This is a genomic window from Streptomyces sp. CA-249302 (assembly GCF_050936785.1).
Lineage (GTDB): Bacteria > Actinomycetota > Actinomycetes > Streptomycetales > Streptomycetaceae > Streptomyces.
On sequence record NZ_JBNJMG010000001.1, the window covers coordinates 4391170 to 4417101 of the forward strand.

Annotated in this window: 20 protein-coding genes; 6 read left to right on the forward strand and 14 right to left on the reverse strand. The window is 71.9% G+C overall.

Annotated elements, in window-relative coordinates:
* Positions 1–509: 509 nt before the first annotated feature.
* On the reverse strand, positions 510–1517 hold the full coding sequence (locus ACQEWB_RS19600) for a stage II sporulation protein M (protein WP_432832698.1): 1008 nt from the start codon (positions 1515–1517) through the stop codon (positions 510–512).
* 130 nt (positions 1518–1647) lie between these two features.
* Between ACQEWB_RS19600 and ACQEWB_RS19605 the strand changes: the two genes are divergently transcribed.
* A complete protein-coding gene (locus ACQEWB_RS19605; protein WP_432832700.1) occupies positions 1648–2613 on the forward strand; it encodes an RDD family protein in 966 nt (321 codons plus the stop codon).
* 36 nt (positions 2614–2649) lie between these two features.
* On the opposite strand, the gene ACQEWB_RS19610 is transcribed toward ACQEWB_RS19605, so the two are convergent.
* From ACQEWB_RS19610 to ACQEWB_RS19650, 9 genes are all read right to left on the reverse strand, one after another.
* The gene (locus ACQEWB_RS19610; RefSeq protein ID WP_432832702.1) at positions 2650–3264 is read right to left on the reverse strand and encodes a hypothetical protein; all 615 of its coding nucleotides are present in this window, start codon (positions 3262–3264) and stop codon (positions 2650–2652) included.
* 201 nt (positions 3265–3465) lie between these two features.
* Positions 3466–4923, reverse strand: coding sequence for an adenosylhomocysteinase (gene ahcY / locus ACQEWB_RS19615; RefSeq protein WP_432832704.1), 1458 nt, complete (start codon positions 4921–4923; stop codon positions 3466–3468).
* A 464-nt stretch (positions 4924–5387) separates the two neighbouring features.
* Positions 5388–6368, reverse strand: a complete 981-nt coding sequence (locus tag ACQEWB_RS19620; protein WP_432832706.1) for a cation diffusion facilitator family transporter — start codon at positions 6366–6368, stop codon at positions 5388–5390.
* A 143-nt stretch (positions 6369–6511) separates the two neighbouring features.
* Positions 6512–7663 (reverse strand): mannose-6-phosphate isomerase, class I, encoded by a 1152-nt coding sequence (gene manA / locus ACQEWB_RS19625; RefSeq protein WP_432832708.1) that lies wholly within the window; start codon positions 7661–7663, stop codon positions 6512–6514.
* A gap of 87 nt (positions 7664–7750) precedes the next feature.
* A complete protein-coding gene (locus tag ACQEWB_RS19630; protein WP_432832710.1) occupies positions 7751–8884 on the reverse strand; it encodes an SIS domain-containing protein in 1134 nt (377 codons plus the stop codon).
* Between the two features lie 302 nt (positions 8885–9186).
* Complete coding sequence (locus tag ACQEWB_RS19635) at positions 9187–9357, reverse strand: Trm112 family protein (RefSeq protein WP_242765862.1); 171 nt, start codon at positions 9355–9357, stop codon at positions 9187–9189.
* 160 nt (positions 9358–9517) lie between these two features.
* On the reverse strand, positions 9518–10882 hold the full coding sequence (locus tag ACQEWB_RS19640; protein WP_432832713.1) for a phosphomannomutase/phosphoglucomutase: 1365 nt from the start codon (positions 10880–10882) through the stop codon (positions 9518–9520).
* Positions 10883–11037: 155 nt separating this feature from the next.
* Positions 11038–12654: an L-lactate permease gene (locus ACQEWB_RS19645; protein WP_432843889.1), complete on the reverse strand. Its 1617-nt coding sequence runs from the start codon at positions 12652–12654 to the stop codon at positions 11038–11040.
* A gap of 152 nt (positions 12655–12806) precedes the next feature.
* Positions 12807–13232, reverse strand: a complete 426-nt coding sequence (locus ACQEWB_RS19650; RefSeq protein WP_432843891.1) for a DUF3499 domain-containing protein — start codon at positions 13230–13232, stop codon at positions 12807–12809.
* Between the two features lie 292 nt (positions 13233–13524).
* Between ACQEWB_RS19650 and ACQEWB_RS19655 the strand changes: the two genes are divergently transcribed.
* On the forward strand, positions 13525–13974 hold the full coding sequence (locus ACQEWB_RS19655; protein ID WP_432843893.1) for a metallopeptidase family protein: 450 nt from the start codon (positions 13525–13527) through the stop codon (positions 13972–13974).
* Positions 13975–13998: 24 nt separating this feature from the next.
* On the opposite strand, the gene ACQEWB_RS19660 is transcribed toward ACQEWB_RS19655, so the two are convergent.
* From ACQEWB_RS19660 to ACQEWB_RS19670, 3 genes are all read right to left on the reverse strand, one after another.
* Positions 13999–15519, reverse strand: coding sequence for a DUF5719 family protein (locus ACQEWB_RS19660; RefSeq protein WP_432832715.1), 1521 nt, complete (start codon positions 15517–15519; stop codon positions 13999–14001).
* A complete protein-coding gene (locus ACQEWB_RS19665; protein WP_432832717.1) occupies positions 15516–19184 on the reverse strand; it encodes a glycosyltransferase in 3669 nt (1222 codons plus the stop codon). Before ACQEWB_RS19665 ends, ACQEWB_RS19660 begins: the two co-directional genes overlap by 4 nt.
* Positions 19185–19342: 158 nt before the next feature.
* The gene (locus ACQEWB_RS19670) at positions 19343–19606 is read right to left on the reverse strand and encodes a WhiB family transcriptional regulator (protein WP_003975777.1); all 264 of its coding nucleotides are present in this window, start codon (positions 19604–19606) and stop codon (positions 19343–19345) included.
* 575 nt (positions 19607–20181) lie between these two features.
* On the opposite strand from ACQEWB_RS19670, the gene ACQEWB_RS19675 reads away from it, so the two are divergent.
* The 4 genes from ACQEWB_RS19675 (at position 20182) to ACQEWB_RS19690 (ending at position 24325) form a co-directional block, all read left to right on the forward strand.
* Positions 20182–20694: a cysteine dioxygenase gene (locus tag ACQEWB_RS19675; protein WP_432832720.1), complete on the forward strand. Its 513-nt coding sequence runs from the start codon at positions 20182–20184 to the stop codon at positions 20692–20694.
* A 34-nt stretch (positions 20695–20728) separates the two neighbouring features.
* Positions 20729–21688, forward strand: a complete 960-nt coding sequence (cofD, locus tag ACQEWB_RS19680) for a 2-phospho-L-lactate transferase (RefSeq protein WP_432832722.1) — start codon at positions 20729–20731, stop codon at positions 21686–21688.
* A gap of 5 nt (positions 21689–21693) precedes the next feature.
* On the forward strand, positions 21694–23232 hold the full coding sequence (locus tag ACQEWB_RS19685; RefSeq protein WP_432843895.1) for a coenzyme F420-0:L-glutamate ligase: 1539 nt from the start codon (positions 21694–21696) through the stop codon (positions 23230–23232).
* Between the two features lie 88 nt (positions 23233–23320).
* Positions 23321–24325 carry a DNA-3-methyladenine glycosylase family protein gene (locus tag ACQEWB_RS19690; protein WP_432832724.1) on the forward strand — a complete coding sequence of 335 codons (1005 nt, stop codon included), beginning with the start codon at positions 23321–23323 and terminating at the stop codon, positions 24323–24325.
* A gap of 399 nt (positions 24326–24724) precedes the next feature.
* On the opposite strand, the gene ACQEWB_RS19695 is transcribed toward ACQEWB_RS19690, so the two are convergent.
* Positions 24725–25807, reverse strand: a complete 1083-nt coding sequence (locus ACQEWB_RS19695) for a sugar phosphate nucleotidyltransferase (RefSeq protein WP_432832726.1) — start codon at positions 25805–25807, stop codon at positions 24725–24727.
* Positions 25808–25932: the final 125 nt, after the last annotated feature.

Here is a 25932-nt window from a genome sequence, read left to right on the forward strand (position 1 = left end):
ATCCGGCAGTTCACAGCGTCCTCGCTGTGTTTTGTTTCAAAGGAACCTCGTCCCGACCAAGACGATCGGAGACGGGGTATCAACATATCTGGCGTTGATTTTTGGCACGCTGTTGAGTTCTCAAGGAACGGACGCTTCCTTTGTACTCACCCTCGCGGGCTTTCCTCCGGGCTTCCCTTCGGTCTTGCGTTTCCGACTCTATCAGATCCTTTTCCGATCCGATTTCCTCGGTGCTTTCCAGGTTCCCGCTTTTGTTTCGCGGTTTCCTTTCCGGCGGTTCCGACTTTATCAGAAGTTCTGAGCCGGTCTGACCGGCCGCTCATTTCCGATTCATCGGGAGGTGGCTTCTTCGAAATCGACGTTTCGAGAAGCAGACAGACACTCACTGCTGCCGAACGGACAGGATCCGGTTCCAGGCAACTGTTCGAATCTACCTCCCCGCTTGGTCCGTGTCAACGATCCCTGCGGGGCGAAGGAGAGACTAACAGCTCAGCAGGCGTGTCCGCACATCAGGCGGCAGTCGGCACTGTGGCACTGCGCTCGGCCGCCTCGACGTCACCCGTCTCGCCGGTGCGTGCCGCACGGCCGCCCAGGACGAAGACGTATGCGAGAAAGGCCAGCTCGGCGGTGACTCCGATGCCTATGCGGGCCCATGTGGGCAGGCCCGACGGGGTGACAAAGCCTTCGATGGCGCCGGAGACGAAAAGGACAAGGGCGAGACCGATCGCCATGCCGATCGCGGCTCGACCCTCCTCGGCGAGGGCGGTGCGCCGGGAGCGTGGGCCCGGGTCGATGACCGTCCAGCCGAGGCGCAGTCCCGTGCCGGCGGCCACGAAGACCGCGGTCAGTTCGAGCAGGCCGTGCGGGAGGACGAGGCCCAGGAAGGTGTCGAGGCGGCCGGCCGAGGACATCAGGCCGAAGCCGACGCCGAGGTTGAGCATGTTCTGGAAGAGGATCCAGAGCACGGGCAGGCCCAGGAAGACGCCCAGGATGAGGCACTGGGCGGCGGCCCAGGCGTTGTTCGTCCACACCTGGGCGGCGAAGGAGGCCGCTGGGTGGCTCGAGTAGTACGTCTCGTACTGGCCCCCTGGGCGCGTGAGCTCACGTAGCTGGCTGGGGGCGGCGATGCTCGCCTGCACCTCGGGGTGGGTGCCGATCCACCAGCCCAGGATGACCGAGACGACCGTGGAGAGCAGTGCCGTGGGGACCCACCAGCGTCGGGATCTGTACACCGCGGCCGGGAAACCGTGGGTGAGGAAGCGTGTGACGTCTCGCCAGGAGGCACGTCGCGTTCCTGTTACCGCACTACGCGCGCGTGCGACGAGTTGGCTGAGTCGTCCGGTCAGCTGCGGATCGGGTGCGCTGGACTGGATCAGGGAGAGGTGGGTGGCCGTGCGCTGGTAGAGCGTGACGAGTTCGTCGGCCTCGGCACCGGTGAGACGGCGCTGGCGGCCGAGCAGTGCGTCGAGACGGTCCCACTCGGCCCGGTGGGCGGTGACGAAGACGTCGAGGTCCATCGGTTTGCCTGCTCCTCGGCTGATCGTCGGCGGCTCGTCGTGGGAGTCAGCTTGTCGTACTGGGGCGCGATGCGCTCTCAGCTTGGCAGACTGGCTGTTCGCAGGGCAGGCCAGGGGAAGGACGACGGGCGTGAGTGAGCTGGTGACGGGCGAGGCGGTGGCGCTGGAGTTGCGCCCCGCGAGGCTGCCCAGCAGGGCGCTTGCGATATTGCTCGACCTGATCGTGGCCATGGCCGTCTATATCGCCCTGACCATCGGGGTTGTCGCGGCCACGGCCTCCATGGACGACGCGGCACAGGTCGCGGTGTCGATCGCGACCTTCGTGCTGGTCCTGGTCGGCGGACCGATCGTGGTCGAGACGCTGAGCCATGGGCGGTCGCTCGGGAAACTGGCGTGCGGGCTGCGGGTCGTCCGGGACGACGGCGGCCCCATCCGGTTCCGGCATGCGCTGGTCCGCGGTGGGATCGGCGTTTTCGAGATCCTGATGACGTTCGGTGTCGTCGCGTGTATCGCCTCGCTCGTGTCGGCGCGCGGGCGGCGGCTCGGCGACGTGTTCGCCGGCACTCTCGTCGTACGCGAGCGGGTGCCGGTCGCGCGGACCGGTTTCCTGCCTCCTCCGCCGCCCTGGCTGGCCGGGCGGTTCACGGAGCTCGATCTGTCCGCCGTTCCCGACGGGTTGTGGCTCGCCGTCCGTCAGTATCTGGCGCGGATGCAGCAGTTGGATCCGCAGGTCGGCTGGGCCATGGCGGAGCGGCTCGCCTCGGATCTGTCGGCTCGGACGGGCACGCCGGTTCCGCAGGGGGTTCCGCCGGCGGCGTATCTGGCGGCCGTGTTGCAGGAACGGCAAGCGCGGGAGGTACGGCGGGCCTTCGCGAAGGGTCCGGCGACGAGTGGGCCGGTACCTGTGGCTACGACGCCTGTGGCTACGGCACCCGTAGCCCCCGACCCCTTCGCTCCGGTGCCGTCAGTCACCGCGCCCGTGGCCGAGCCGCCCCACGCGCCGCTCCCCGCCCCGCAAGGCACCTCGCCGACCGCCCCCTCCCCCGCCGAGACCTCCAAGCCCCGCGGCACAACCGGGTTCGCGCCCCCGGCGTAGACAAAGCGCACCCGGTCGGCCCGCCCCTCGCCTCGCTCAGTCGAATACGGACGGCGGTGAGGCGAGGTCCTCCAGCTCGATGCCGGGTGCCGCGATGACGACGTCGCCGGCGATGTGCACCGCGTGCTGCTCGCCCGTGTCCAGGGCTGTGACCTGGTATTCGTCCACGGTCAGAGGGCCGTTGTCAGTGGCGTGTGTTTCGCTGTTCACCAGAGCCCAGGACTGGTCCACGGTGCGCGGGGCGAGGACGGGGTCTGTGAAAGCGACGAGGCGTACGCGGGTTGCCGAGGCGGAAGGGGTGAGGCGCAGGAGACGGCTGGTGGCGATGAGGAACGCGGGGGAGGTGCCGGTGAAGGCGTGGGCGCGGACATTGCCTTCGGTGGCATCGGCGCCGGTGGGGTCCGTGCGGACCCAGGTGACGCCGTCCAGGGCGGCGCCGCGCACCTGCCAGCCCGCGGCATGGAGTTCGAGGCGGATGGGGCGGCCGAGTTCGTCGAGGGCGAGGTCGACGGAGCCGCTGTGCTCGCCCGAAGGGGCGATGAGCTGGGAGACGTAACGCCAACCGGACGGGCCGGGGGCGCAGTGGAAGTGCTCTTCTGCGAGGGGGGTGTGATCGTGCGGATCGTGGAGCGAATAACGGCCGCGGGGCATGGGGGTCCTGGGTCTTGACGGGCCGGCCCGACCGAAGGGCCGCGGGGCCGAAGGGGCAGGCCCCCGACACGGGGGTGCGGGGGCCTGCCTCGGAGGAACTGCCGGTGGGGAGCGCGTCAGCGCACCGACGCGCTCGCCACGGGTGGTGCCGGACTACGGAGTGCCGGGCAACTGAATGCCGGACTGCGAGTACCGGACTGCTCAGTAGCGGTAGTGGTCCGACTTGTACGGGCCCTCGACCTTCACGCCGATGTAGGAGGCCTGCTCGGGGCGGAGCGTCGTCAGCTTCACGCCGAGCGAGTCCAGGTGGAGGCGGGCGACCTTCTCGTCCAGGTGCTTGGGCAGCGTGTACACGCCGATCGGGTACTCGGACTGCTTGGTGAACAGCTCGATCTGGGCCAGCGTCTGGTCCGCGAACGAGTTGGACATCACGAAGGACGGGTGACCGGTCGCGTTGCCCAGGTTCAGCAGGCGGCCCTCGGACAGCACGATGAGGACCTTGCCGTCGGGGAACTTCCAGGTGTGGACCTGCGGCTTGACCTCGTCCTTGACGATGCCGGGGATCTTCGCGAGGCCGGCCATGTCGATCTCGTTGTCGAAGTGACCGATGTTGCCGACGATCGCCTGGTGCTTCATCTTGGCCATGTCCGAGGCCATGATGATGTCCTTGTTGCCGGTCGTGGTGACGAAGATGTCGGCCTTGTCGATGACCTCGTCGAGCGTCGTGACCTGGTAGCCGTCCATCGCCGCCTGAAGGGCGCAGATCGGGTCGATCTCGGTGACGATGACGCGGGCGCCCTGGCCGCGCAGGGACTCCGCGCAGCCCTTACCCACGTCGCCGTAGCCACAGACGACCGCGGTCTTGCCGCCGATGAGGACGTCGGTGGCACGGTTGATGCCGTCGATCAGGGAGTGGCGGCAGCCGTACTTGTTGTCGAACTTCGACTTGGTGACGGCGTCGTTCACGTTGATCGCCGGGAACAGGAGGTCGCCGTCGCGCTGCATCTCGTACAGGCGGTGGACGCCGGTCGTGGTCTCCTCGGTCACGCCGCGGATCTCCGAGGCGAGCTGGGTCCACTTCTGCGAGCCCTCGGTGATGGTGCGGTTGAGGAGCTCGAGGATGACGCGGTGCTCCTCGTTCTCGGCGGTGTCGACCGAGGGGACCTTGCCGGCCTTCTCGTACTCGACGCCCTTGTGGACGAGGAGGGTGGCGTCGCCGCCGTCGTCCAGGATCATGTTCGGGCCGCCGGTGGGGCTGTTCGGCCAGGTCAGGGCCTGCTCCGTGCACCACCAGTACTCTTCCAGGGTCTCGCCCTTCCAGGCGAAGACGGGGACGCCCTGCGGGTTCTCGGGCGTGCCGTTGGGGCCGACCGCAATAGCGGCGGCGGCGTGGTCCTGGGTGGAGAAGATGTTGCAGGACACCCAGCGGACCTCGGCGCCCAGGGCGACCAGGGTCTCGATCAGGACGGCGGTCTGCACGGTCATGTGCAGCGAGCCCATGATCCGGGCGCCGGCCAGCGGCCGGGCGGCGGCGAACTCCTTGCGGATCGCCATCAGGCCGGGCATCTCGTGCTCGGCGAGGGTGATCTCCTTGCGGCCGAAGTCGGCCAGGGAGAGGTCGGCGACCTTGAAGTCCTGTCGGTTGTCGACAGTCGTCATTGCGAGCTGCTCCTCGGGGTTGGGGCGAGGTCGGGTACGGCTGTTCTGCGCGGCGGCGGATACAGGAGTGCCAGAAGAGGACACAGGCATGCCCGCGTGCGCGCAGCGCAGTCCGTCGGAGGCCCTCTCTCCCTCGGCCGGTCCGCGGTGGGACCGCCCGACCGCCATCAGCAGCGACGTCTGGCTCTGTTCCAAGCTACACCGGCCGACCCGGCCGCCCCCAGTCCGCCTTCGAACACATCGCGCCGATCGTGGTGCGCCGCGGGTGAAGGCAGGGAAGGGCGGGGACAGCGACAACAGGACACCGGCGAACGGGCGAACAGGAGGCAACAGACCAGCAGCAACCGGCACTTTCGCACCTTGCCGTACCGCTTCCGCCCGTACCTCTTCCGCCCGTGCCCCTTCCCCGTCCCCCTCCCGTTACCGCTCCCCTGTTACCGCTCCCCTGCGTGCCCCGCTGCCCCTCAGTGCCCCGCCGGATGCGGTGCCGGGCCTCCCGGCGTTGCCTCGCGGTCAGGGCCCTTCGCGGCCTCGGTCTCGCTGTAGATGTCGGGTTCGAGGTAGATCACGCGGGCGATGGGGACGGCCTCGCGGATGCGGGCCTCGGCGGCGTTGATCGCGGAGGCGACCTCGGCGGCCGTGTCGTCGTGCTGGACGGCGATCTTCGCGGCGATCAGCAGTTCCTCGGGGCCGAGGTGCAGTGTGCGCATGTGGATGATGCCGGTGACCGTGTCGCCGTCGACGATGGCGGCCTCGATCTTCTTGACCTCGTCCACGCCCGCGGCTTCGCCGAGGAGGAGGGACTTGGTCTCGACGGCGAGCACGAGGGCGATCAGGACGAGCAGGACACCGATGCAGACCGTACCGATGCCGTCCCAGACGCCGTCGCCGGTGAGCAGAGCCAGGCCGACGCCGCCGAGGGCGAGGACCAGGCCGATGAGCGCGCCGAAGTCCTCCAGGAGGACGACCGGCAGCTCGGGTGCCTTGGCGCGGCGGATGAACTGCGACCAGGACAGCTTGCCTCGCAGTTCGTTCGACTCCTTGATGGCCGTCCGGAACGAGAAGCCCTCGGCGATGATCGCGAAGACGAGCACGCCCACCGGCCAGTACCAGTGCTCGACGTCGTGCGGGTGGCGGATCTTCTCGTAGCCCTCGTAGACGGCGAACATGCCGCCGACCGAGAACAGGACGATGGAGACGAGGAAGGCGTAGATGTACCGCTCGCGGCCGTAGCCGAAGGGGTGTTGCGGGGTCGCCTCGCGCTCGGCCTTCTTGCCGCCGAGCAGGAGCAGGAACTGGTTGCCGGAGTCCGCGAGCGAGTGGACGCCCTCGGCGAGCATCGACGACGAGCCGCTGAACGCGAACGCAACGAACTTCGATGCCGCGATCGCGAGGTTCGCGCCGAGTGCCGCCACGATCGCCCTGGTCCCGCCTGACGCGCTCATGTGTCCGCGTTGTCCCTTCGCCTTCGTACCTACGCCGTCCAGGCCTTTGCCCGTGCTTTGCCGGTGGGCCATTCTTGCAGCCCTGTCCGGCGACGGCGCGTCAGGTATCCACAAGTCCGGTCATACGATCGCAATATCCGAGTTCATGCGACGACAGTGGCCCGGAATACCGTGCCCGCGCCGGACACCTCGGCCTTCTCGCCGGCCGGGACGAAGACCGACTGGCCGGGCCGCAGTTCGTGCTCGCCGGCCCGTACCGAACCGGCCGTGCACAGCAGGATCTGCGGGGTCGCGCGGGTGAGGTCGTGCGCGCCGGTGCCCTCGGGGAGGACGTACCGGGAGAGCCGGAACTCGTCGATCGGGGTCTCGTAGACCTCCTCGCCGTCCGGTGACGCCTCGGGGCGCAGCACGCCTGGGTCGCTCGCCTCGAAGCGGACGATGCGCAGGAGTTCGGGGACGTCGACGTGCTTGGGGGTCAGGCCGCAGCGCAGGACGTTGTCTGAGTTGGCCATGATCTCGACGCCGAGGCCGTTCAGGTACGCGTGCGGGATGCCGGCGCCCAGGAAGAGGGCCTCGCCGGGCTGAAGGCGCACGTAGTTGAGGAGCATCGCGGCGATGACGCCCGGGTCGCCCGGGTAGTGGTGGGCGATGTCCGCGTAGGGGGCGTACTCGCCGCCCAGGCGGGTGCAGGCGGAGGCGGCCGCGGCGACCGTGTGCCGCATCTCCTCGGGGTCGGCGGTGAGGATCGCCGTGAGGACCTCGCGCAGGGCGGCGTCCTCGGGGTGCGCGTGCAGCAGGTCCACGTAGGGCTTGAGGGAGTCGACGCCGAGGCCGGCCAGCAGGTCGGCGGCCCGGAGCGGGTCGCGGAAGCCGCACAGGCCGTCGAACTCGGTGAGCGCGCAGATCAGTTCGGGCTTGTGGTTGGCGTCCTTGTAGTTGCGGTGCGGGGCGTCCACCGGGATGCCTCGGCGCTCCTCGTCGTCGTAACCCTCCTTCGCCTGGGCGAGGTCGGGGTGCACCTGGAGGGAGAGCGGGGCGCCGGCGGCGAGGATCTTGAGGAGGAAGGGCAGGCGGGGGCCGAACCTGGCGACGGCGGCCGGGCCGAGTTCCCGCTCCGGATCGGCGTCGACGACCTCGACGAGCGTGCCGCGTTCGGTGCGCGAGGGGGCGCCGGGGTGGGCGCCCATCCACATCTCCGCCTGCGGCTCACCGCTCGGCTCGACGCCGAGGAGGGTGGGGATGGCGGTGGTGGAACCCCAGGCGTAGGGGCGGATGGTGTTGTCGAGGCGATCCATGCGGTTGCGGTTCTTTCTGCCGGTTCTTCGTGCGTACGACTGCTCGTGTTCGCGGGGCGTACGGCGGTCAGGGCGTCGGCGTCAAGATCAGGCTCCCGAGGCGAGCGCCAGGTAAACGGCGGCGAAATCCGTGATGGCGATCAGTTCGGCGAGGGTCTCCAGGTCGTCGCCCTCCTCCGGCTCCAGCTCGCTGATCGGCGTGTCGTGGCTCAGCACCAGGTCACGGGCTGCGGGCGCGGCGGTGAGGCCGCCGATCGGACGGTCACGGAGGAGCACCACGCGCGCGTGCAGCGCGGGGGCCTCCTCCACGCGGTCGCGGAAGAAGTCGTCCGGGTCGGCGCTGGCCGCGAGGGGGCCCGCGAGCAGGGCGCTGTGGGCGGCGAGGGCTTCGGGGAGCTCGGCGACGACGGCGGGGCGGCCGGCGAGTTCGGCGAGCGCGGCGGCGAAGCGGCGGCCCGCGGGGCCGGCCGAGACGCCCTCGGTCCAGACGACCGGCAGCGCGTCGGCGAGTTCGGCGGCGAGGGTCTTGGCGGGGTTGCTGTAGGTCGCGATGGCGGGGCCGCAGCGCTCGGCGATGTGGTCGAGGCGGTCGGCGACCTTCTCGACGGCGTCCGCCGGGGCGGTGAGCAGGCCGATGCGGTCCAGGAGCACGAGCAGGGGCGTCAGCAGCGCCCACAGGACGCCGGGGGCGGACGCGGCGAGCTGCTGCTCCTCGTCCTGCTCGTAAGGGGCGGTCGCCATCGGTACGAAGAGGCCGTGGGCGCCCTCCACCGCCTCCGTGAGGGGCGTGCCGGCGGGGGCGACGGCGACGACCGTGCAGCCGCGGCGGTAGGCCGCCTCGGCGAGGAGCGAGAGGCCCGGTTCGGTGCCGTCGGGGGTGGTGATCAGGAGCAGGTCGACCGAGCCGGCCCAGCCCGGGAGCTCCCAGCGCAGGGCGCCGGCGGCGGGGGCCACGCCGGTGGGGGCGAGGCGGATGACGGGGCTGCCGGGGCCGGCCAGCGTGCCGAGGAGGTCGGCGGCGCAGGTGGCGGCGGCGCCGGGCCCTGCGATGAGGACGGCGCGGGGGCGGCCGTCGGGCTTGAGGTCGTTGACCCCTGCCTCGGCGGCGTGCCGGGCCGCCGTACGGACGCGGGCGCCTGCCTCGGCGGCACCGCGCAGCAGTCCGCGGTGGTCGGCCGCCGAGAGTGCCTCGGGGGTGTCGAGCAGCGACTCGTCGAGCATGGGCGGCAGCCTCCGATCGCCGGGGTTTCCTTGGTGCCTCGTGGGGCTGGTACGGATGCCTCGTCGGGGTGGCGGGGTGCCTGCGGCGACGGGGCGGGCGGGGCTTGCGCGGGCGTCGGCTCTGCCCGGGCCGGGCTGCCGGCTCTGCGCGGGGCGGTGGCCTTGCGCCTGCGACAGCTGTACGCGGGGCTCCGGCTCCGCATGGGGCGAGGGCCTTGTGCCGAGCGCCGGCTTACGCGGGGCGAGGACCCTGCGCGAGGCGGCCCCTCACAGGTGGCGGGGCCCTACGCGGAGCCAAAGCCCTACGCCGGGCGGCGGGCCTCGTCGACGAGGAGGACCGGGATGCCGTCGCGGACGGGGTAGGCCAGGCCGCAGTCCGCGCCGGTGCAGATCAGCTCGGTGTCCTGCTCCTTGAGGGGCGCGTGGCAGGCCGGGCAGGCGAGGATCTCCAGGAGGCCGGCTTCGAGCGGCATGGGGTGTCCCTTCGGGGGTGTGTACGGGTACGCGCGCGTGGCGTGGATGTGCCTGGTCAGGGTACCGCCGTGGGGGGCCGGGCGCCGGGGTTGGGGCGAGGTGGGGGCCGTGGCCCCCGGAGCTGCGTCCGTTGCGGCACCGGCCCCCGGGAAGGGACCGTCAGGCGCGGATGACGGCCAAGGCCTCGTCCCGCACCTTCGTCATCGTCGCCTCGTCCCTCGCCTCGGCGTTGAGGCGCAGCAGCGGCTCCGTGTTGGAGGGGCGGACGTTGAACCACCAGTCGGCGGAGGTGACGGTGAGGCCGTCGAGCTCGTCCAGGGTGACGTCCTCGCGGTCGGCGTAGGCCGACCTGATCGCGGCCAGGCGGTCGGCCTGGTCGGCGACCGTGGAGTTGATCTCGCCGGAGCCGACGTAGCGGTCGTACTCGGCGGTGAGGGCGGACAGCGGACCTGCCTGGCCGCCGAGGGCCGCGAGGACGTGCAGGGCGGCGAGCATGCCGGTGTCGGCGTTCCAGAAGTCCTTGAAGTAGTAGTGGGCCGAGTGTTCGCCGCCGAAGATCGCGCCCGACTTCGCCATCTCGGCCTTGATGAAGGAGTGGCCGACCCGGGTGCGGGCCGGGGTGCCGCCGTGCTCCTTGACGACCTCCGGGACCGACCAGGAGGTGATCAGGTTGTGGATGATCACGCCCTTGCCGCCGTTGCGCGCCAGCTCGCGCGCGGCCACCAGGGCGGTGATCGCGGACGGGGAGACCGGGTCGCCGTGCTCGTCCACGACGAAGCAGCGGTCCGCGTCGCCGTCGAAGGCGATGCCCAGGTCGGCGGACTCCTCGCGCACCCGCTGCTGCAGGTCCACGATGTTCGCCGGGTCCAGCGGGTTCGCCTCGTGGTTCGGGAAGGTGCCGTCCAGCTCGAAGTACATCGGTACGACGGTCAGGGGCAGGCCGTCGAACACCGTCGGGACGGTGTGGCCGCCCATGCCGTTGCCCGCGTCGACGACCACCTTCAGGGGGCGGATGGAGGTGAGGTCCACGAGCGAGCGGAGATGGGCCGCGTAGTCCGACAACGTCTCGCGGGAGGTGATGGTTCCGCGCTCGGCGACCGGTTCCGGAGCGCCCGACTCCAGCCACTGCTCGGCGAGTTCGCGGATCTGCGCGAGGCCCGTGTCCTGGCCGACCGGCGCCGCGCCCGCCCGGCACATCTTGATGCCGTTGTACTGCGCCGGGTTGTGCGAGGCCGTGAACATGGCGCCCGGCAGGTCGAGCGCGCCCGAGGCGTAGTACAGCTGGTCGGTCGAGCAGAGGCCGATCTCGGTCACGTCGGCGCCCTGGGCGGCCGCCCCGCGCGCGAAGGCACGCGACAGGCCGGGCGAGGAGGGCCGCATGTCGTGGCCGGTCACGATCGCGTCCGCCCCCGTTACCCGCACGAAGGCCGCTCCGAAGAGCTCGGCCAGCGGCTCGTCCCACTGGTCCGGGACGACTCCGCGGACGTCGTACGCCTTCACGAGCTGTGACAGATCAGCAGCCACGGCCAACCTTCCTGAAGTCCTGTCGGTCGCCCCAAACTACCCGTACCGGATGGGTGCGCGCTGTGCGGTCTCCAAGAGGACTCCGAGCCGTAACCTCAGGTCAGAGCGGGGTAAGAAGGCCTCCGCGTGGCTTCCGGGGTCGCCGGCACCGTGTCCTAGGGCAGCATCCAGCCCAGGACCGGCGAGCTCTGCAGGACCACGATCAGGCACATCACCAGGAGCAGGCCCAGACTCCACGGCAGCACCTTGCGCAGGAGGTCCCCCTCTCGGCCCGCGAGTCCGCCGGCCGCGCACGCGATGGTGAGATTCTGCGGCGAGATCATCTTGCCGAGGACCCCGCCCGAACTGTTGGCGGCGGCCAGGAGTTCCGGCGAAAGACCCGACTCGCGGGCCGCGGTCACCTGAAGGGCTCCGAAGAGCGCGTTGGCCGAGGTGTCCGAGCCGGAGACGGCCACCCCGAACCAGCCCAGGACGGGCGACAGGAACGCCAGCCCGGCGCCCGCCGCAGCCACGAAGTGGCCGATCGTCGCCGCCTGTCCGGAGAGGTTCATGACGTAGGCGAGGGCCAGGACGGACGTCACGGTCAGGATCGCGAACCGCAGTTCGCGCACGGTCGCGAGCCACTCCTTGACGGCCACGCGCGCGTGCACGCCGAGCACAACGGCCGTACACACCCCGGCGATCAGCACGAGCGTGCCGCCGGTCGACACGATCGGCCAGGTGAAGACGTTCCCGCCGACCGGCTTCCCGTCCGGCCCCGCGACGTCCAGGAACGGCCAGTCGTACATCCGGGTCGCCTCGGCCAGCCAGTCCTTGACGGCCGGGATCTGCGCGATCGAGAAGATCACCACGATCAGCGCGTACGGGGCGTAGGCGCGCAGGACTTCGCGGCGCGGGTCTGCCTCGTCGAGCTCCTCGCTGCGCGCGCCGGTCAGCACGGACGCGCGTACCGACTCGGCGGCGGGCACACGCGCGTGCGGTACGGCGACCAGGGCGCCCGCGCCGGCCAAGGAGGCGGCGATGTCGGCGAGTTGCGCGGAGACGTAGTTGGAGGCGGCGAACTGGGCCACGGCGAAGGCGACTCCGCACACCAGGGCGGGCACCCAGGTCTCGCGCAGCCCGCGCCGGCCGTCCACCAGGCCGACCAGGAGAAGCGGCACCACCAGGGCCAGCAACGGCGTTTGACGGCCCACCACGGACGCCACGTCGTCCAGCGGCAGCCCCGTCACCTGCGCGAGCGTCACCACCGGTGTGCCCATCGCGCCGAAGGCGACGGGCGCGGTGTTGGCGACCAGGGAGACCACGGCCGCGCGCACCGGGTCGAAACCGAGCGCGACGAGCATGACCGAGCAGATCGCGACCGGCGCGCCGAAGCCGGCGAGGGCCTCCAGGAGCGCGCCGAAGCAGAAGGCGACCACGAGCGCCTGGATGCGCGGGTCGTCGGAGAGCCGCCCGAAGGAACGGCGCAGGATGTCGAAGTGCCGGGTGCGGACGGTCATCCGGTACACCCAGAGGGCGTTGACGACGATCCACAGGATCGGGAAGAGCCCGAAGACGGCTCCCTGGGCGGCGCTGGAGACCGTCTGGTCGAGCGGCATGCCGTACGCGAGCCAGGCGACCAGTACGGCCGCCAGAAGGCCCGCCAGGCCCGCGAGATGGGCCTTGAGGCGGACACCGCCGAGCAGGATCAGGACGATCACCAGGGGCAGTGCGGCGACGAGGGCGGACAGGCCGAGCGAGTCGGCGACGGGTTCCAGTTGCTGGACGTACACGGGCGCCTCCCCGGATTCCGGCATGCGGAAAGCGATTTCCCGCCGGTTACGGAATGGTCGTGTCCGCGACAAGCGCCCGTCAATGGGCGTGCGTCACTGAGCGGAACGTGCACGGAACGCACACCGAGGAGTGAACGCCGGGGAGGGTGCGGTCAGTTGTCCGGCGAGCGCAGCACCCGCAGGTGGCCGCGGCGCGCGACCTCCATCGGGTCCGCCGCGCGGGCACCGCCGGCGGCACCGGCCGCCCGCTCCTGCGGACGGGCCGCCTCGCGCACCGCGTTGGCAAGCGCTTCCAGGTCGTCGCCGCTCGGGCGGGCCGGAGCGGAGCCGTCGAGGAGCCGGACGACCTCCCAGCCGCGGGGGGCGGTGAGGCGCTCGGAGTGCTCGGCGCACAGGTCGTAGCAGTGGGGTTCGGCGTAGGTGGCGAGCGGGCCGAGGACCGCGGTCGAGTCGGCGTAGACGTACGTCAGCGTCGCGACGGCGGGGCGGCCGCAAGCGGTGCGCGAACAGCGACGTACAGGGCTCACGACGTTGGACGGTACCGCACTCTTGAGCGGGCCGCGACGACTCTCCCCCAGGTCACTCCACCGTGTCGTGCTGTGAATCACCCCACACACCCCTCCCGCCCCACCTTCCTGACCTGCACGGACGTCCATTCACAGGGCATGGCGCAGCCCTGCATCCGATCAACTCTCGGTACAAACACCGTCATTTGCCTCGACGTCGACGGTCTCGGAGAGATACGGAAACGAGCCCAACCTTGGCTGGAATGGTCATCCTGCGACATGCCGTCCCGGGCGGCCGGACGGCGTCCGGTATGCCGCGTGGGGCCGGGCGGCCGGTCCCGGCGGGGACTACGCTTCACCGGTGATGGACAACCCCGTACCGCCCCGCGCCACCGGCCCCGGGCCCCGCCGCCGCGACCGCCACGGCCGGGGCATGCGCGGCCCCATCGCGCCGCCCCAGGTGCCGCTCGCCGCGAGCCGCGCCGACGCGTTCGCGGACCTGGTGCAGGACTCCGTGGAGCGCCTGGAGCGCCGCTGGCCGCAGCTCGCCGACATCGACTTCCTCGTCCTGGAGGTGCCGCGCCTGGACGGCCCCGGCCAGGCCTGGAACGACGAGGCGGTCCCGCTGGGCGGCACGATTCCCTCGCGCGAGGGACGGCGGGCCCGCGTGGTGATCTACCGGCGGCCGGTGGAGATCCGCACCAAGGGGCGCGACGAGCGGGCGGCGCTGGTGCACGAGGTGGTCGTGGAACAGGTCGCGGAGATCCTGGGCCTCACCCCGGAGACGGTCGACCCGCGGTACGGCGAGGACTGACCCCCGCCGCCCCGGCCCCGTCTACTACTTCTGCAGTACGGACAGATCCTGGTCCGCCTGCGGTACCGCCACCGTTCCGCGGTCGTCCGGCAGTGTCTGGATGGTGAAACCCGGCACGCCGTCCTCCGTCGCCGCCAGGGTGCGGGCCGCGTAGACGGGTCCGCCGGAGAGGGGCTCCACGGTCAGGGCGTAGGTGCCCTTGAGGCCGCTCGGGACCGGGGCGTCGATGTCCTCGGTGGTGCCGGCCTTGATCGTGTACGTCTTCGAGACCGCCGTACCGCCCTCGCTGCCCGCCGACGCGGTGACCTTCACCCGGGCGGTGCGGGTCGGGGCGGAGAGGGAGAGGGTGGAGCCCTTGCCGCTGTTGTCGGCGGACGTCGCGCGCGTGCCGACCGGGCTGGTGGCCGGGATGAACGCAGTCTCCTGCTTGGCGCCCTTGCCGCGCACGACCCGCAGCGCGGCCACCACCGGCACGGAGTCGTCGGTGGGCGTCAGCACCAGGGAGCCCGCCTCGCCGCGCGTGACCGCGCCGAGGTCGACGGCGGTCGTCATGCCGGCCTTCACGTGCAGCGTCTCGTTCCCGGCGGGCGTGATCAGCCCGGACGGGGAGGCGAGGCGCACCTTCAGGTCGGCGTCCGCGTCACCCGGCGTGAAGGCGATCAGCCGCACCGACGTGGCGTCCTTGGGGATGCCGGGCAGCACGAGGCTGCCCGCCGGGTCGGTGGCGGCGGCCAGCCAGTCGCCGCCCGCCTTGTCGTCCAGGGCCTGCACGGCGGCGCCCACGCGCCCGCTGCGCACGTTCACGTGCACGGTGAGGTCGGTCTGCTTCTCGTCGGTGAGCGTGGACAGCAGCACCGGGTCGCTGGAGTGCGGCGCGACCGTGATGCCCTCCCCCACCGTCGACTTGAGGGCGCCGTCCTTGCCGTAGAGCTCGATGTCGACGACGGCGGCGGAGTCGTCGGGGTTGGTCAGGTGCACGTAGTCGGTGCGGCCGGTGTCCGTGCCGGCGCCCGGGAACCAGAACTCCGTGTCCGGAGCGGTGCAGTCGACGCCCTGCAGACCGCGCCCGGTGCCCGCCGCGACCTCGGTGGTCTCCTGCACCGACCAGCCGGGCGCGAACTTGCCCTCGCCGGTGCCGATCAGCGCGGGCGTGTCCGAACCGGAGGCGTCACCGGTGACCGGAGTGCCGGGCTCCTTGGGCGTGAGGACCGGCTTGGCGGTGGTCTTCTTGCCCTTGCTCTTCTTGTCCTTGCCGCTGGTGTCGTCGCCCGTCGTGTCGTCCGACTGCGCGGTGGCGGCCTGGAGTTCGGCCTGACCGTCGCTTCCCGTGCCCTTGGTGACGGGCGTGAAGGACGTGTACGACGTCTCCGCGAGGTCGGAGGTGCTGGGCCGGGGGCACAGCAGCGTGGTGCGCTCAACGGGCAGTACGGCGGCCGCCTTGGCGGTGTCCGCTCCGGAGGCGCCCGGCGCGGTGAGCGAGGCGACCCCGGTGATGGCGGCGAGCGCGGCCGTGCCGGCGATCAGGGAGAGGGTGGTGCGGTTCACTGCTGACTCCCGTCGGGGCGCTCAGGGTTGTGCGGGTGCTGCTGCGCCGGGTCGTACCCGGGGTCGTAACCCTGCTGCTGGTACGACGGGTCGTACGCGTTCTGGTCGTACGTGTTCGGGTCGTAGGACCCCTGGCCCGTGCCCCCGTAGGCGTACGGGTCGTACTGGCCGCCCTGGTACGGGTCCGCCTGGTACGTCTGGTCGTACGCGCCCGCCGGGTACTGCTGGGCGCCCTGGTACTGGTCGCCGTAGCCGTTGTTGTACTGGGCACCGGCGTAACTGGCCTGGTCCCACTCGTCATAGCCCTGCTGCTGCGGGATCGCGACGGGGGTCTCCTCCACCGGCGGAGTCGGGAACTCCTCGCTCTGGTCGGTCTGTTCGGCCTCGGTCTCCGCCTGGGCGCGCAGTCGGCGGGCGCGGCGGCCCTCGCCGGCCACCGCTTGGGCGGGGATGGACGGCTCCTCGGGGAGGTCGTCGTCGATGTCGCGACGCCGGCCCGGCAGGGCCAGGACGACGAGGACCAGGGCGAGGGAGCCCTGCGCCCACAGCCAGGCGGTGTGGGTGATCGGGTCGTCGAAGGTGACGTCCAGCTTGCCGCCGGAGGCGGGGAGTTCGAAGCCCTGGGCCCAGCCGTCGACCGTGGTGCGGGTGAGCGGCCTGCCGTCCAGGGTGGCCGTCCAGCCCTCGGCTGCGGTGTCGGCCAGGCGCAGGACGCGGCCGTCGGAGCCGGCGGGGATCGTCGTGTGGATCTCGACCGGGCCGGCGGCGACCGGCTGCGGGGTGCCCGAGCCGGACGCGGCCGTGATGGTGGCGCGCGCGACCTCCTGGTCGACCCGCCACAACGCGCTGCCGCCCTGCTGGCTGAGACGGCTCAGGCCGGGCGTGGCGTCCAGGACGCGGGTGACCTCGCGGGGCGCGCCCTTGTGGACGAGGACGTAGCGCACCGCGAACTTGCCGAGCTGGTCGGCCTGGTCGGCGCCGGAGCCGGCGACCAGGTTGGCGACGACCTTGTCGAGCTTGGCGTTCTCCCCGTCGGCCGCGGCGGTCTCGGCGTCGCCGAGGCGGGCGCCGGAGCCGCGGACCAGGGTGTAGCCGACGCGGGCCGTGGAGTCGCTGTCCAGGACGAGGGTGCGGGCCTGGTCGCGGCTGCCGCTCTCCTCGGCGACGAACGCGGGCACCTGGGTGGGATCGCGCCGCTCCACCGGGCCGTCGGCGCCGCGGGCCATCCAGCCGACGGCGAGGACCAGCGGGCCCAGGAGCGAGGCGAGGGCGATCAGCGCGGCGACCGGCTGCCGCCAGCCGAAGCTCTGCTCGGCCACGCGCGTGCGTGCGCCGTCGGCGCCGAGGGCGGCGGCGGACAGGAGGGCGATGCCGTAGACGAGGGTCGCGGGTCCGGCCCAGGTCGAGCCGTTGGAGAGGACCGCGAAGACGAGGCCCACCAGGGCGACCGCCCAGGCCGTCCAGATTCCGAACTGACGCTCCGAGCGCAGCAGGGCGGCCAGCGCCGCCAGCACGATGCCGATCAGCATCAGCCCGCTGACCGTGCCCGGACCGCCCGGGCTGATGCCGAGCAGGTCGAGGGCGGAGGCGGCCGAGGAGCCGTACTCCAGGCCGGCCTGCTGGAAGAAGCCGAACGGGAGCAGCGTCAGCGACCAGGGCGCGAGGACCAGCAGGGGCGTGCCGAGCTGGGCCAGGAAGCGCAGGCCGTAGGCGGTGATCTCGGTGCGGCGCAGCGCCAGCACCGCGATGCCGAGGATCAGCGCGATCGGCCACACGATCGGCGTGAACGCCGTGGTGACCGTCAGGAGCAACGCGTACGCCCAGGTGGCGCGCCAGCTGCCGGACGCGCCCGAGCTGTTCGCCAGGCCGCTCGCGGCGATCCCGGCGCGCGCGACGAGCGGCAGCAGCACGGCCAGGACGGCGGTGCCGATGCGGCCGCCGGCGAGGGCGCCGGTCGCGGCGGGCAGGAAGGCGTAGACGACGGCCGCCCAGGCGCGCAGCAGGCGGGACTCGACGAGCGGGCGGGAGGCGAAGTAGGCGGTGAAGCCGGCCAGCGGCACCGAGCAGACCAGCAGGACCGTGACCGCGAGCCCGGTCGAGCCGAACAGCACCGAGGACAGCATCGCCACGATCGCGAGGTACGGCGGCGCGGACGGGGTGCCGCCGGCGCCGACCGCGTGCCAGGAGTCGAGGTAACGCGACCACAGCTCGCCGGAGTCGGCCGGGGCGGGCAGCAGCGAGCCACCCGCGAGCGCGCCGCCGCCGAGCAGGTCGCGGCAGGCGACCAGGGAGACGAGCAGCAGCACCAGGAAGAGCATCGGGCCGGGCTTGCGGCCGATGCGCTTGAGGCGGGCGAACTGCTCGATCTCCAGGAAGTCGGCGTCGTCGCCGCCGGGCCCGGACTCGACCGCGCCGCCGTGCCGTCCGGCACCGGAGGCGGCCTCGGCGTCGGAGCTGCCGAAGAGGTCGCCCGCGACCTGCTCGACGGTGGCCCGCACGGTCGCGCCGGGCGGCGGGAACAGCGCGCGCAGCTCGCCCTTGTCGATCTGCGGCACCCCGCGCCTGCGCCGTCCGGCGATGATCCGCTCGGGCCGCAGCAGGGTGCCCAGGAGGCCGCGGATCTCGTCGACGGCCTGTCCGGGGGCCTTGCCGACGAGGTAGGCGACCGTGCGCAGGAGCGTGCCGAGCACCACGCGCAGCAGCACCCAGGGGAGCGCGGCCGTGCGCATGTTGACCAGGAGGGTGTAGACGGCGCCGGCCTTGTCGACCATGTGCGGGGAGGCGGCGCTGCGGCCCACGCAGTCGACGGTGCGGCGCTCGCGGGAGGCGGCCTCGGCATGCCGTACGACCGCCTCGGGGGCGATCAGGACGCGGTGCCCGGCGGCGGTGGCGCGCCAGCACAGGTCGACGTCGTCCCGCATCAGGGGCAGCCGCTTGTCGAAGCCGCCGAGTTGCTCGAAGACGTCGCGCCGGATCAGCATGCCGGCGGTGGACACGGACAGCACCGAGCGCACGTGGTCGTGCTGGCCCTGGTCCTGCTCGCGGCGGTCCACGCCGGTCCAGCGGCGGCCGGAGTTGGCGATGCTGACGCCGACCTCGAGGAGCTGCCGCCGGTCGTACCAGCCGCGCAGCTTCGGTCCTACGACGGCCACGTCGTCGCGGCCGAGCTCCAGCTCGTTCTCCACCACGCGCAGCAGCTGGGCCAGGGCGTCGGGTTCGGGGGCACTGTCGTCGTGCAGCAGCCACAGCCACTGGACCGGTTCGCCGTGCGGGAGCTCCGGCATGTCGTAGGCGTCGTCGCGCCACGTGCGCGTGACGGGGTCCCAGCCGCTGGGCCGCTTCAGGTACGGCAGCTCGTCCGGGGTCAGCACGGGAGCGGTCCGGGCCGCCTCCTCGACGGCCTGGCCGAAGCCGGTGCGCCGGGCGAGGTGCAGTACGCGGTCGGCGCCGAGGGAGTCGGTGACCAGCTGGGCGGAGTCGTCCGCGCTGCCGGTGTCGGCGGCCATGGCGTACTGGACGGGGCGCTCCTGGCCGAGCAGCCCGGCGAGCGCGTCGGGCAGCCAGCGGGCGCCGTCGTGGGAGACGACCACCGCCGTCACCACGTGACGCGGAAACTCTGGCGTGGCAGCGTCGTGTTGGGCTGCCGTGTGGCTGTGCACGGACATCGAGGTACGGGCCCCGGTTCGATGGACTGCGGTGGACGTCTGTGCCGCCTGGGGGCAGCGAGGCGTCTCGGACGAGCGACCACACTATCGGCTGGGCACGACGGCGGCCCGCCGCCTGTGGATAACCCACCTGCGACGGGCCGTACATGAGCTTGAGATCAGACGGCGGCCTTCTTCAGGCGGCGGCGTTCCCTCTCGGACAGACCGCCCCAGATGCCGAAGCGTTCGTCGTTGGCGAGGGCGTATTCGAGGCACTCGGAGCGGACTTCACAGGCGAGGCAGACCTTCTTCGCCTCGCGGGTGGAACCGCCCTTCTCGGGAAAGAAGGACTCGGGGTCGGTCTGGGCGCACAGCGCGCGCTCCTGCCAGCCGAGTTCCTCGTCCGCGTCGTCGACCAGCAGTTGCTGCACCAGCTCGGTCATGTGCGCCCCTCGTCTGTCTTTCGCGTCCCCGTGATCTAGCCGTTACCGATTCCGGCTGAACGACACGAGTGAAATTACAAGTGTGCCGCTCCGGGCGAGTCAAGCCGAGATCTGCTATTGGGCCCCTTATTCACTCTGCGGAACCAAGGCCATGCGGAAAGTGTTCAAATCGGCATAAACCTTGACATGCAGACGAGGCCCGGAAGGGCCTCCAGCCCCGCGCAGAGCCTGTACGGGGAAGGACGCCCGGACGATCGATCCCGTTCCACAGGAGGCCTGTGCGCCCGGTTGTGCGCCATGTGTCCCGGTCAGCACCTGAACAAACCTTTCACCTCCGCTATGTACCGGATGGGGTGAAACCCGTCCCACATACCGGGTGTCGAGTTGACAGTGGAGGTGTGACCCGCTGTCCTTGTGGGCATGCTCGCGAACTCGGCACTCACCTCGACCCGCACCGCCGGGTCCCACGGTGCTGCCCGCGCTCGCTGTAGCTGTTGCTGTTGCAGCTGTTGAGCTCTCTCCGCTCCAGCTTTCCGTTCCCTCTGACCTTTCTTCACTGAGGAACCACGCACCCCATGAACAGCGACAGCGACCTCCAGATCGCCGGCGACATCCTCGAAGTCCAGCACCTGCTCCAGCCCCCGCGCGAGCACCCCGGCACCGTGGCCGAGTTCGTCGGCCTCGCCCGCTCCATCGCCGCGGACCGCTCCCAGTGGGAGCACCTCGTCCGGTACGACGCCACCACGCGCTGGTACCACCGGCTGCGCACCGGCCCCGGCTACGAGGTGTGGCTGCTGTCCTGGGTGCCCGGACAGGGCAGCGGGCTGCACGACCACGGCCGCTCCTCCGGGGTGCTGACCGTCCTGGAGGGCACGCTGACCGAACGGACCGAACGCGGCACGCGCGCGCTGGCCGCGGGAGCCCAGCGGGTGTTCGCCCCGGGCTACGTCCACGAGGTCGTCAACGACGCCCTGGAACCGGCCGTCAGCCTGCACGTCTACTACCCCGGCCTGACCGAGATGCCCATGCACTCCGCGTGCACGGCGGCCCCCGCGGCGCACGACGAGTTGGACGTCGTAACCGCATGACGCATTGTCGTACCCGCCTGTAAGACTGGGACCCATGCGCATTGTGGTTCTGGCAGGCGGCATCGGTGGTGCCCGGTTCCTGCGTGGTCTGAAGCAGGCCGCGCCCGACGCGGACGTCACCGTCATCGGCAACACCGGGGACGACATCCACCTCTTCGGACTGAAGGTCTGCCCGGACCTCGACACGGTGATGTACACGCTCGGCGGCGGTATCAACGAGGAGCAGGGCTGGGGGCGGGCCGAGGAGACCTTCCACCTCAAGGAGGAGCTCGCCGCGTACGGCGTGGGGCCCGAGTGGTTCGGCCTCGGCGACCGTGACTTCGCGACGCACATCGTGCGGACGCAGATGATCGGTGCCGGGTATCCGCTCAGCGCGGTGACCGAGGCGCTGTGCGACCGGTGGAAGCCGGGTGTGCGGCTGATCCCGATGACCGACGACCGGGTGGAGACGCATGTGGCCGTCGAGGTCGACGGTGAGCGCAAGGCGGTGCACTTCCAGGAGTACTGGGTGCGGCTGCGGGCCTCCGTGCCGGCCCATGCGGTCGTGCCGGTCGGGGCGGAACAGGCGAAGCCGGCGCCGGGTGTGCTGGAGGCCATCGCGGAGGCGGACGTCATCCTCTTCCCGCCGTCGAACCCGGTGGTGTCCGTGGGCACCATCCTCGCCGTGCCGGGGATCCGGGAGGCGATCGCCGAGGCCGGGGTGCCGGTCGTCGGCCTCTCCCCGATCGTCGGGGACGCGCCCGTGCGCGGGATGGCCGACAAGGTGCTGGCCGCGGTGGGCGTGGAGTCGACGGCCGCGGCGGTCGCCGAACACTACGGCTCGGGGCTGCTGGACGGCTGGCTCGTCGACACCGTGGACGCGGGCGTCGTGGAGCGGGTCGAGGCGGCCGGGATCCGGTGCCGGGCGGTGCCACTGATGATGACCGACCTGGACGCGACCGCGGAGATGGCACGCGAGGCGCTGGCGCTGGCGGAGGAGGTGCGGGCGGCTTGAGCGGGATGTCTGCCGACGGCTCGGGGGTGCCGTCCGCCGGTGGTGCGGGGGCCGTGCCCGGCGGTGCGGACGGCGTGCCCGCCGGTGCTGCGGCCGCCGAGGCCGCCAGTGGCGCGGGCGGCGAGGCCGCCAGTGATGCGGGCGGCGAGGCCGCCAGTGGCGCGGGCGGCGAGGCCGCCAGTGGCGCGGGCGGCGAGGCCGCCAGTGGCGCGGGCGGCGAGGCCGCCAGTGATGCGGGCGGTGTGCCCGGGAATGGTTACACGGTGTGGGCCGTCCCTGGGCTGCCCGAGGTGCAGCAGGGGGACGATCTCGCCAAGCTGATCGCCGCCGCCGAGCCCGGGCTGGCCGACGGGGACGTGCTGCTCGTCACCTCGAAGATCGTGTCCAAGGCCGAGGGGCGGGTCGTCGCGGCCGACGACCGGGAGGCGGCGATCGACGCCGAGACCGTGCGGGTCGTGGCGCGGCGCGGGACGCTGCGGATCGTCGAGAACCGGCAGGGGCTGGTCATGGCCGCCGCCGGCGTCGACGCGTCCAACACCCCCGCCGGCACCGTGCTGTTGCTGCCCGAGGACCCGGACGCGTCCGCGCGCGCGATCCGCGACGGGCTGCGGGACGCGCTCGGCGTCAGTGTCGGTGTCGTGGTGACCGACACCTTCGGTCGGCCCTGGCGCTCCGGGCTCACGGACGTCGCGATCGGCGCCGCCGGGGTGCGGGTGCTCGACGACCTGCGCGGGGGCACGGACGCGTACGGCAATCCGCTCAGCGCGACGGTCGTGGCGACGGCGGACGAACTCGCCGCCGCCGGTGACCTGGTGAAGGGCAAGGCGGCCGGGCGGCCCGTCGCCGTCGTACGCGGGCTGCCGCAGGTGGTGGCCGAGGACGACGGGGAAGGGGCACGGGCCATGGTGCGGGGTGCGCGCGACGACATGTTCCGGCTGGGGACCTCCGAGGCGGTACGGGAGGCGGTGGCCCAGCGCCGTACGGTACGGGCGTTCTCCGACGAGCCCGTGGATCCCGGGGCCGTGCGGCGGGCGGTGGCACTGGCGGTCACCGCGCCGGCACCGCATCACACGACGCCGTGGCGGTTCGTGCTGCTGGAGTCGACCGAGTCACGGGGGCGGCTGCTCGACGCCATGCGGGACGCGTGGGTCGCGGATCTGCGGCGGGACGGGAAGTCGGAGGAGTCCGTCGCGAAGCGGGTGCGGCGCGGGGACGTACTGCGGAACGCGCCCTATCTGGTGGTGCCCTGTCTGGTGATGGACGGGTCCCACACCTACGGGGACGTGCGGCGGGACGGGGCCGAGCGGGAGATGTTCGTCGTCGCCGCCGGGGCCGGGGTGCAGAACTTCCTGGTCGCGCTGGCCGGGGAGCGGCTCGGGTCGGCCTGGGTCTCGTCGACGATGTTCTGCCGGGACGTCGTACGGGAGGTGCTGGGGCTGCCGGAGGACTGGGATCCGATGGGGGCCGTGGCGGTGGGGCATCCGGCGGAGGAGCCGAAGGCACGGCCCGAGCGGGATGCGGGGAGCTTCATCGAGGTGCGCTGACGCAGGTATCAAGGCGCGCCGACTCAGGCGCCCGAACGCCTACTCTCGTAGGGCCCTTTTCTGGACTCGTGACTCCGGGACTTCATTCGTGGCAGGACGGTTCGCTCCGCGGCCCACTCGTACGACCGTGCGGGGTGGGCATGTCGTCGTGCCTGCCGGGGTGCCTCGGCAGGCTGCCGCGGCGGGGCGGGTGCGGACGGTGGTGCCGGAGGGGCCGCTCGATCTCGGGCTGGTGCTGGGGCCGCTGCGGCGGGGGCCCGGGGATCCGACGTTCCGGGCCATGCCCGACGGGTCGGTGTGGCGGGCGAGTCTGACGCCGGGCGGGCCCGGGACCCTGCGGGTGTCCGTCGGCGGGGGTGCCGTGCGCGGGGAGGCCTGGGGGCCCGGGGCCGAGTGGCTGCTGGAGCAGTTGCCGGAGCTGCTCGGCGGCGCGGACGAACCGGCGGCCTTCGTGCCCCGGCACCGGGTCGTGGCCATGGCCCGGCATCGGCGGCCGGGGTTGCGGCTGACGCGGACCGGGCTGGTGCTGGAGTCGTTGATTCCGTCGGTGCTGGAGCAGAAGGTGACGACCGACGAGGCCTATCGGGCCTGGCGGTTGCTGGTACGGAAGTACGGCGAGCCGGCGCCGGGGCCTGCGGCCGGCGGGCGGTTGTGGGTGATGCCGGGGCCCCGGACGTGGGCGTTGATCCCGTCGTGGGAGTGGCATCGGGCCGGGGTCGACAACAAGCGGGCGTCGACGATTCTGCGGGCGGTCCGGGTGGCGGGGCGGCTGGAGGAGGCGGTCGGGATGTCGCCGGAGAAGGCGCAGGCGCGGCTGGAGGTCCTGCCGGGGATCGGGCCGTGGACTTCGGCGGAGGTCGTGCAGCGGAGTCACGGTGCGGCGGATGCGGTGACCGTGGGGGATCTGCATCTGCCGGGGATCGTGGGGTTCGCGCTGGCCGGGGACCGGGATGCGGACGACTCGGTGATGCTGGAGCTGTTGGAGCCTTATGCGGGGCAGCGGCATCGGGCGGCTCGGTTGATTCTGCTGAGTGGGCGGACACCGGCGAGGAGGGCACCGCGGATGCCGAAAGGTGACATCGGACGGTTGTGACGCGCCGGGAGGTCTCTCGCCCCCGCCGCCCCTACCCGTCCCATCACCAGGGGCTTCGCCCCTTCGACCCCACCAGGGGGCTCCGCCCCTTCGACCCCCGTCGGCCCTGAAGGGGCCTCGTCCTCAAACGCCGGACGGGCTGGAGACGACTACCGGGACCAAGACGACGCCGCCCCCTTCCGGGCGGGTGGGGGATAGGGATGGCGGGCATCGCCCTCAAACACCGGACCGCCTGGAGACCACGGCCGGGACCAAGACGACGCCGCCCCCTCCGGGTGGGTGGGGGTTAGGGATGGCGAGCATCGTCCTCAAACGCCGGACGGGCTGAGTGGTGCCGACCGGCGTCGAGGAGTCGCCCTGCTGGTCCGCGAAGTCGCCCTCCTGGTTCGAGAGGTCGCTCTACTGGTCCGAGGAGAACCGCACCGCCCCCGCCGGGATCCTCGCGTCGCACCACACCCGCATTCCGTCGCGGAGTTCGTTGTCGGGGCCGATCACCGCTCCGTCGCCGATGACCGTGCCGGTGAGGACCGAGCGTTCGCCGACGCGGGCGCGGGTGCCGATCAGGGAGTCGGTGATGACCGCGCCCGGTTCGATCACCGCGCCGGGGAGGATCGTCGAGCCGAAGACCCGCGCGCCCTCCGCCACGAACGCGCCCTCGCCCACCACCGTGCCGCCCGTCAGCTTCGCGTCGGGGGCCACCGTGGCCGTGGGGAGGACCAGGCGGTCGCCGCAGCGGCCGGGGACCGCGGGGGACGGGGCCCGGCCCAGGACCAGGTCCGCCGAGCCCCGGACGAAGGCCGCGGGGGTGCCGAGGTCCAGCCAGTACGTGGAGTCGACCATGCCCTGGAGGTGGGCTCCGGCGGACAGCAGGTCCGGGAAGGTCTCACGCTCCACCGACACCGGGCGGCCCGCCGGGATCGTGTCGATGACCGAGCGGCGGAAGACGTACGCCCCCGCGTTGATCTGGTCGGTGACGATCTCCTCGGGCGTCTGCGGCTTCTCCAGGAAGGCCAGGACGCGGCCCGTCCCGTCCGTGGGGACGAGTCCGTAGGCGCGCGGGTCGGTGACCTGCGTGAGGTGGAGGGAGACGTCGGCGCCCGTCGACTCGTGGGTGTCGACCAGGGCCCTGATGTTCAGGCCCGTCAGGATGTCGCCGTTGAAGACCAGGACCGGTTCGTCGGGGCCCGAGTGCAGACGCGCGGCCACGTTGCGGATGGCGCCGCCCGTGCCGAGGGGCTCCTCCTCGGTGACGTACTCGATGTGCAGACCGAGCGACGAGCCGTCGCCGAAGTACGGTTCGAAGACGTCGGCGAGGTAGGAGGTGGCCAGGACGATGTGGTCCACCCCCGCCGCTCTCGCTCTGGCCAGTTGGTGTGTGAGGAAGGGGACCCCGGCCGCCCGGACCATGGGCTTGGGCGTGTGGACCGTGAGCGGACGCAGCCTCGTGCCCTTGCCGCCGACCAGGAGGATCGCTTCTGTCACCTGTCGTCTCTGCTTCCTGCCGGGACCAGCCGAACTGTCTTTCGGCCGGCCAGTGTATGCAGATCGTCGTGCGACGCCTTCGACGGCCCGGTGGCGTTCCGTGGTTCCGAAACCTGTCCCCCGAC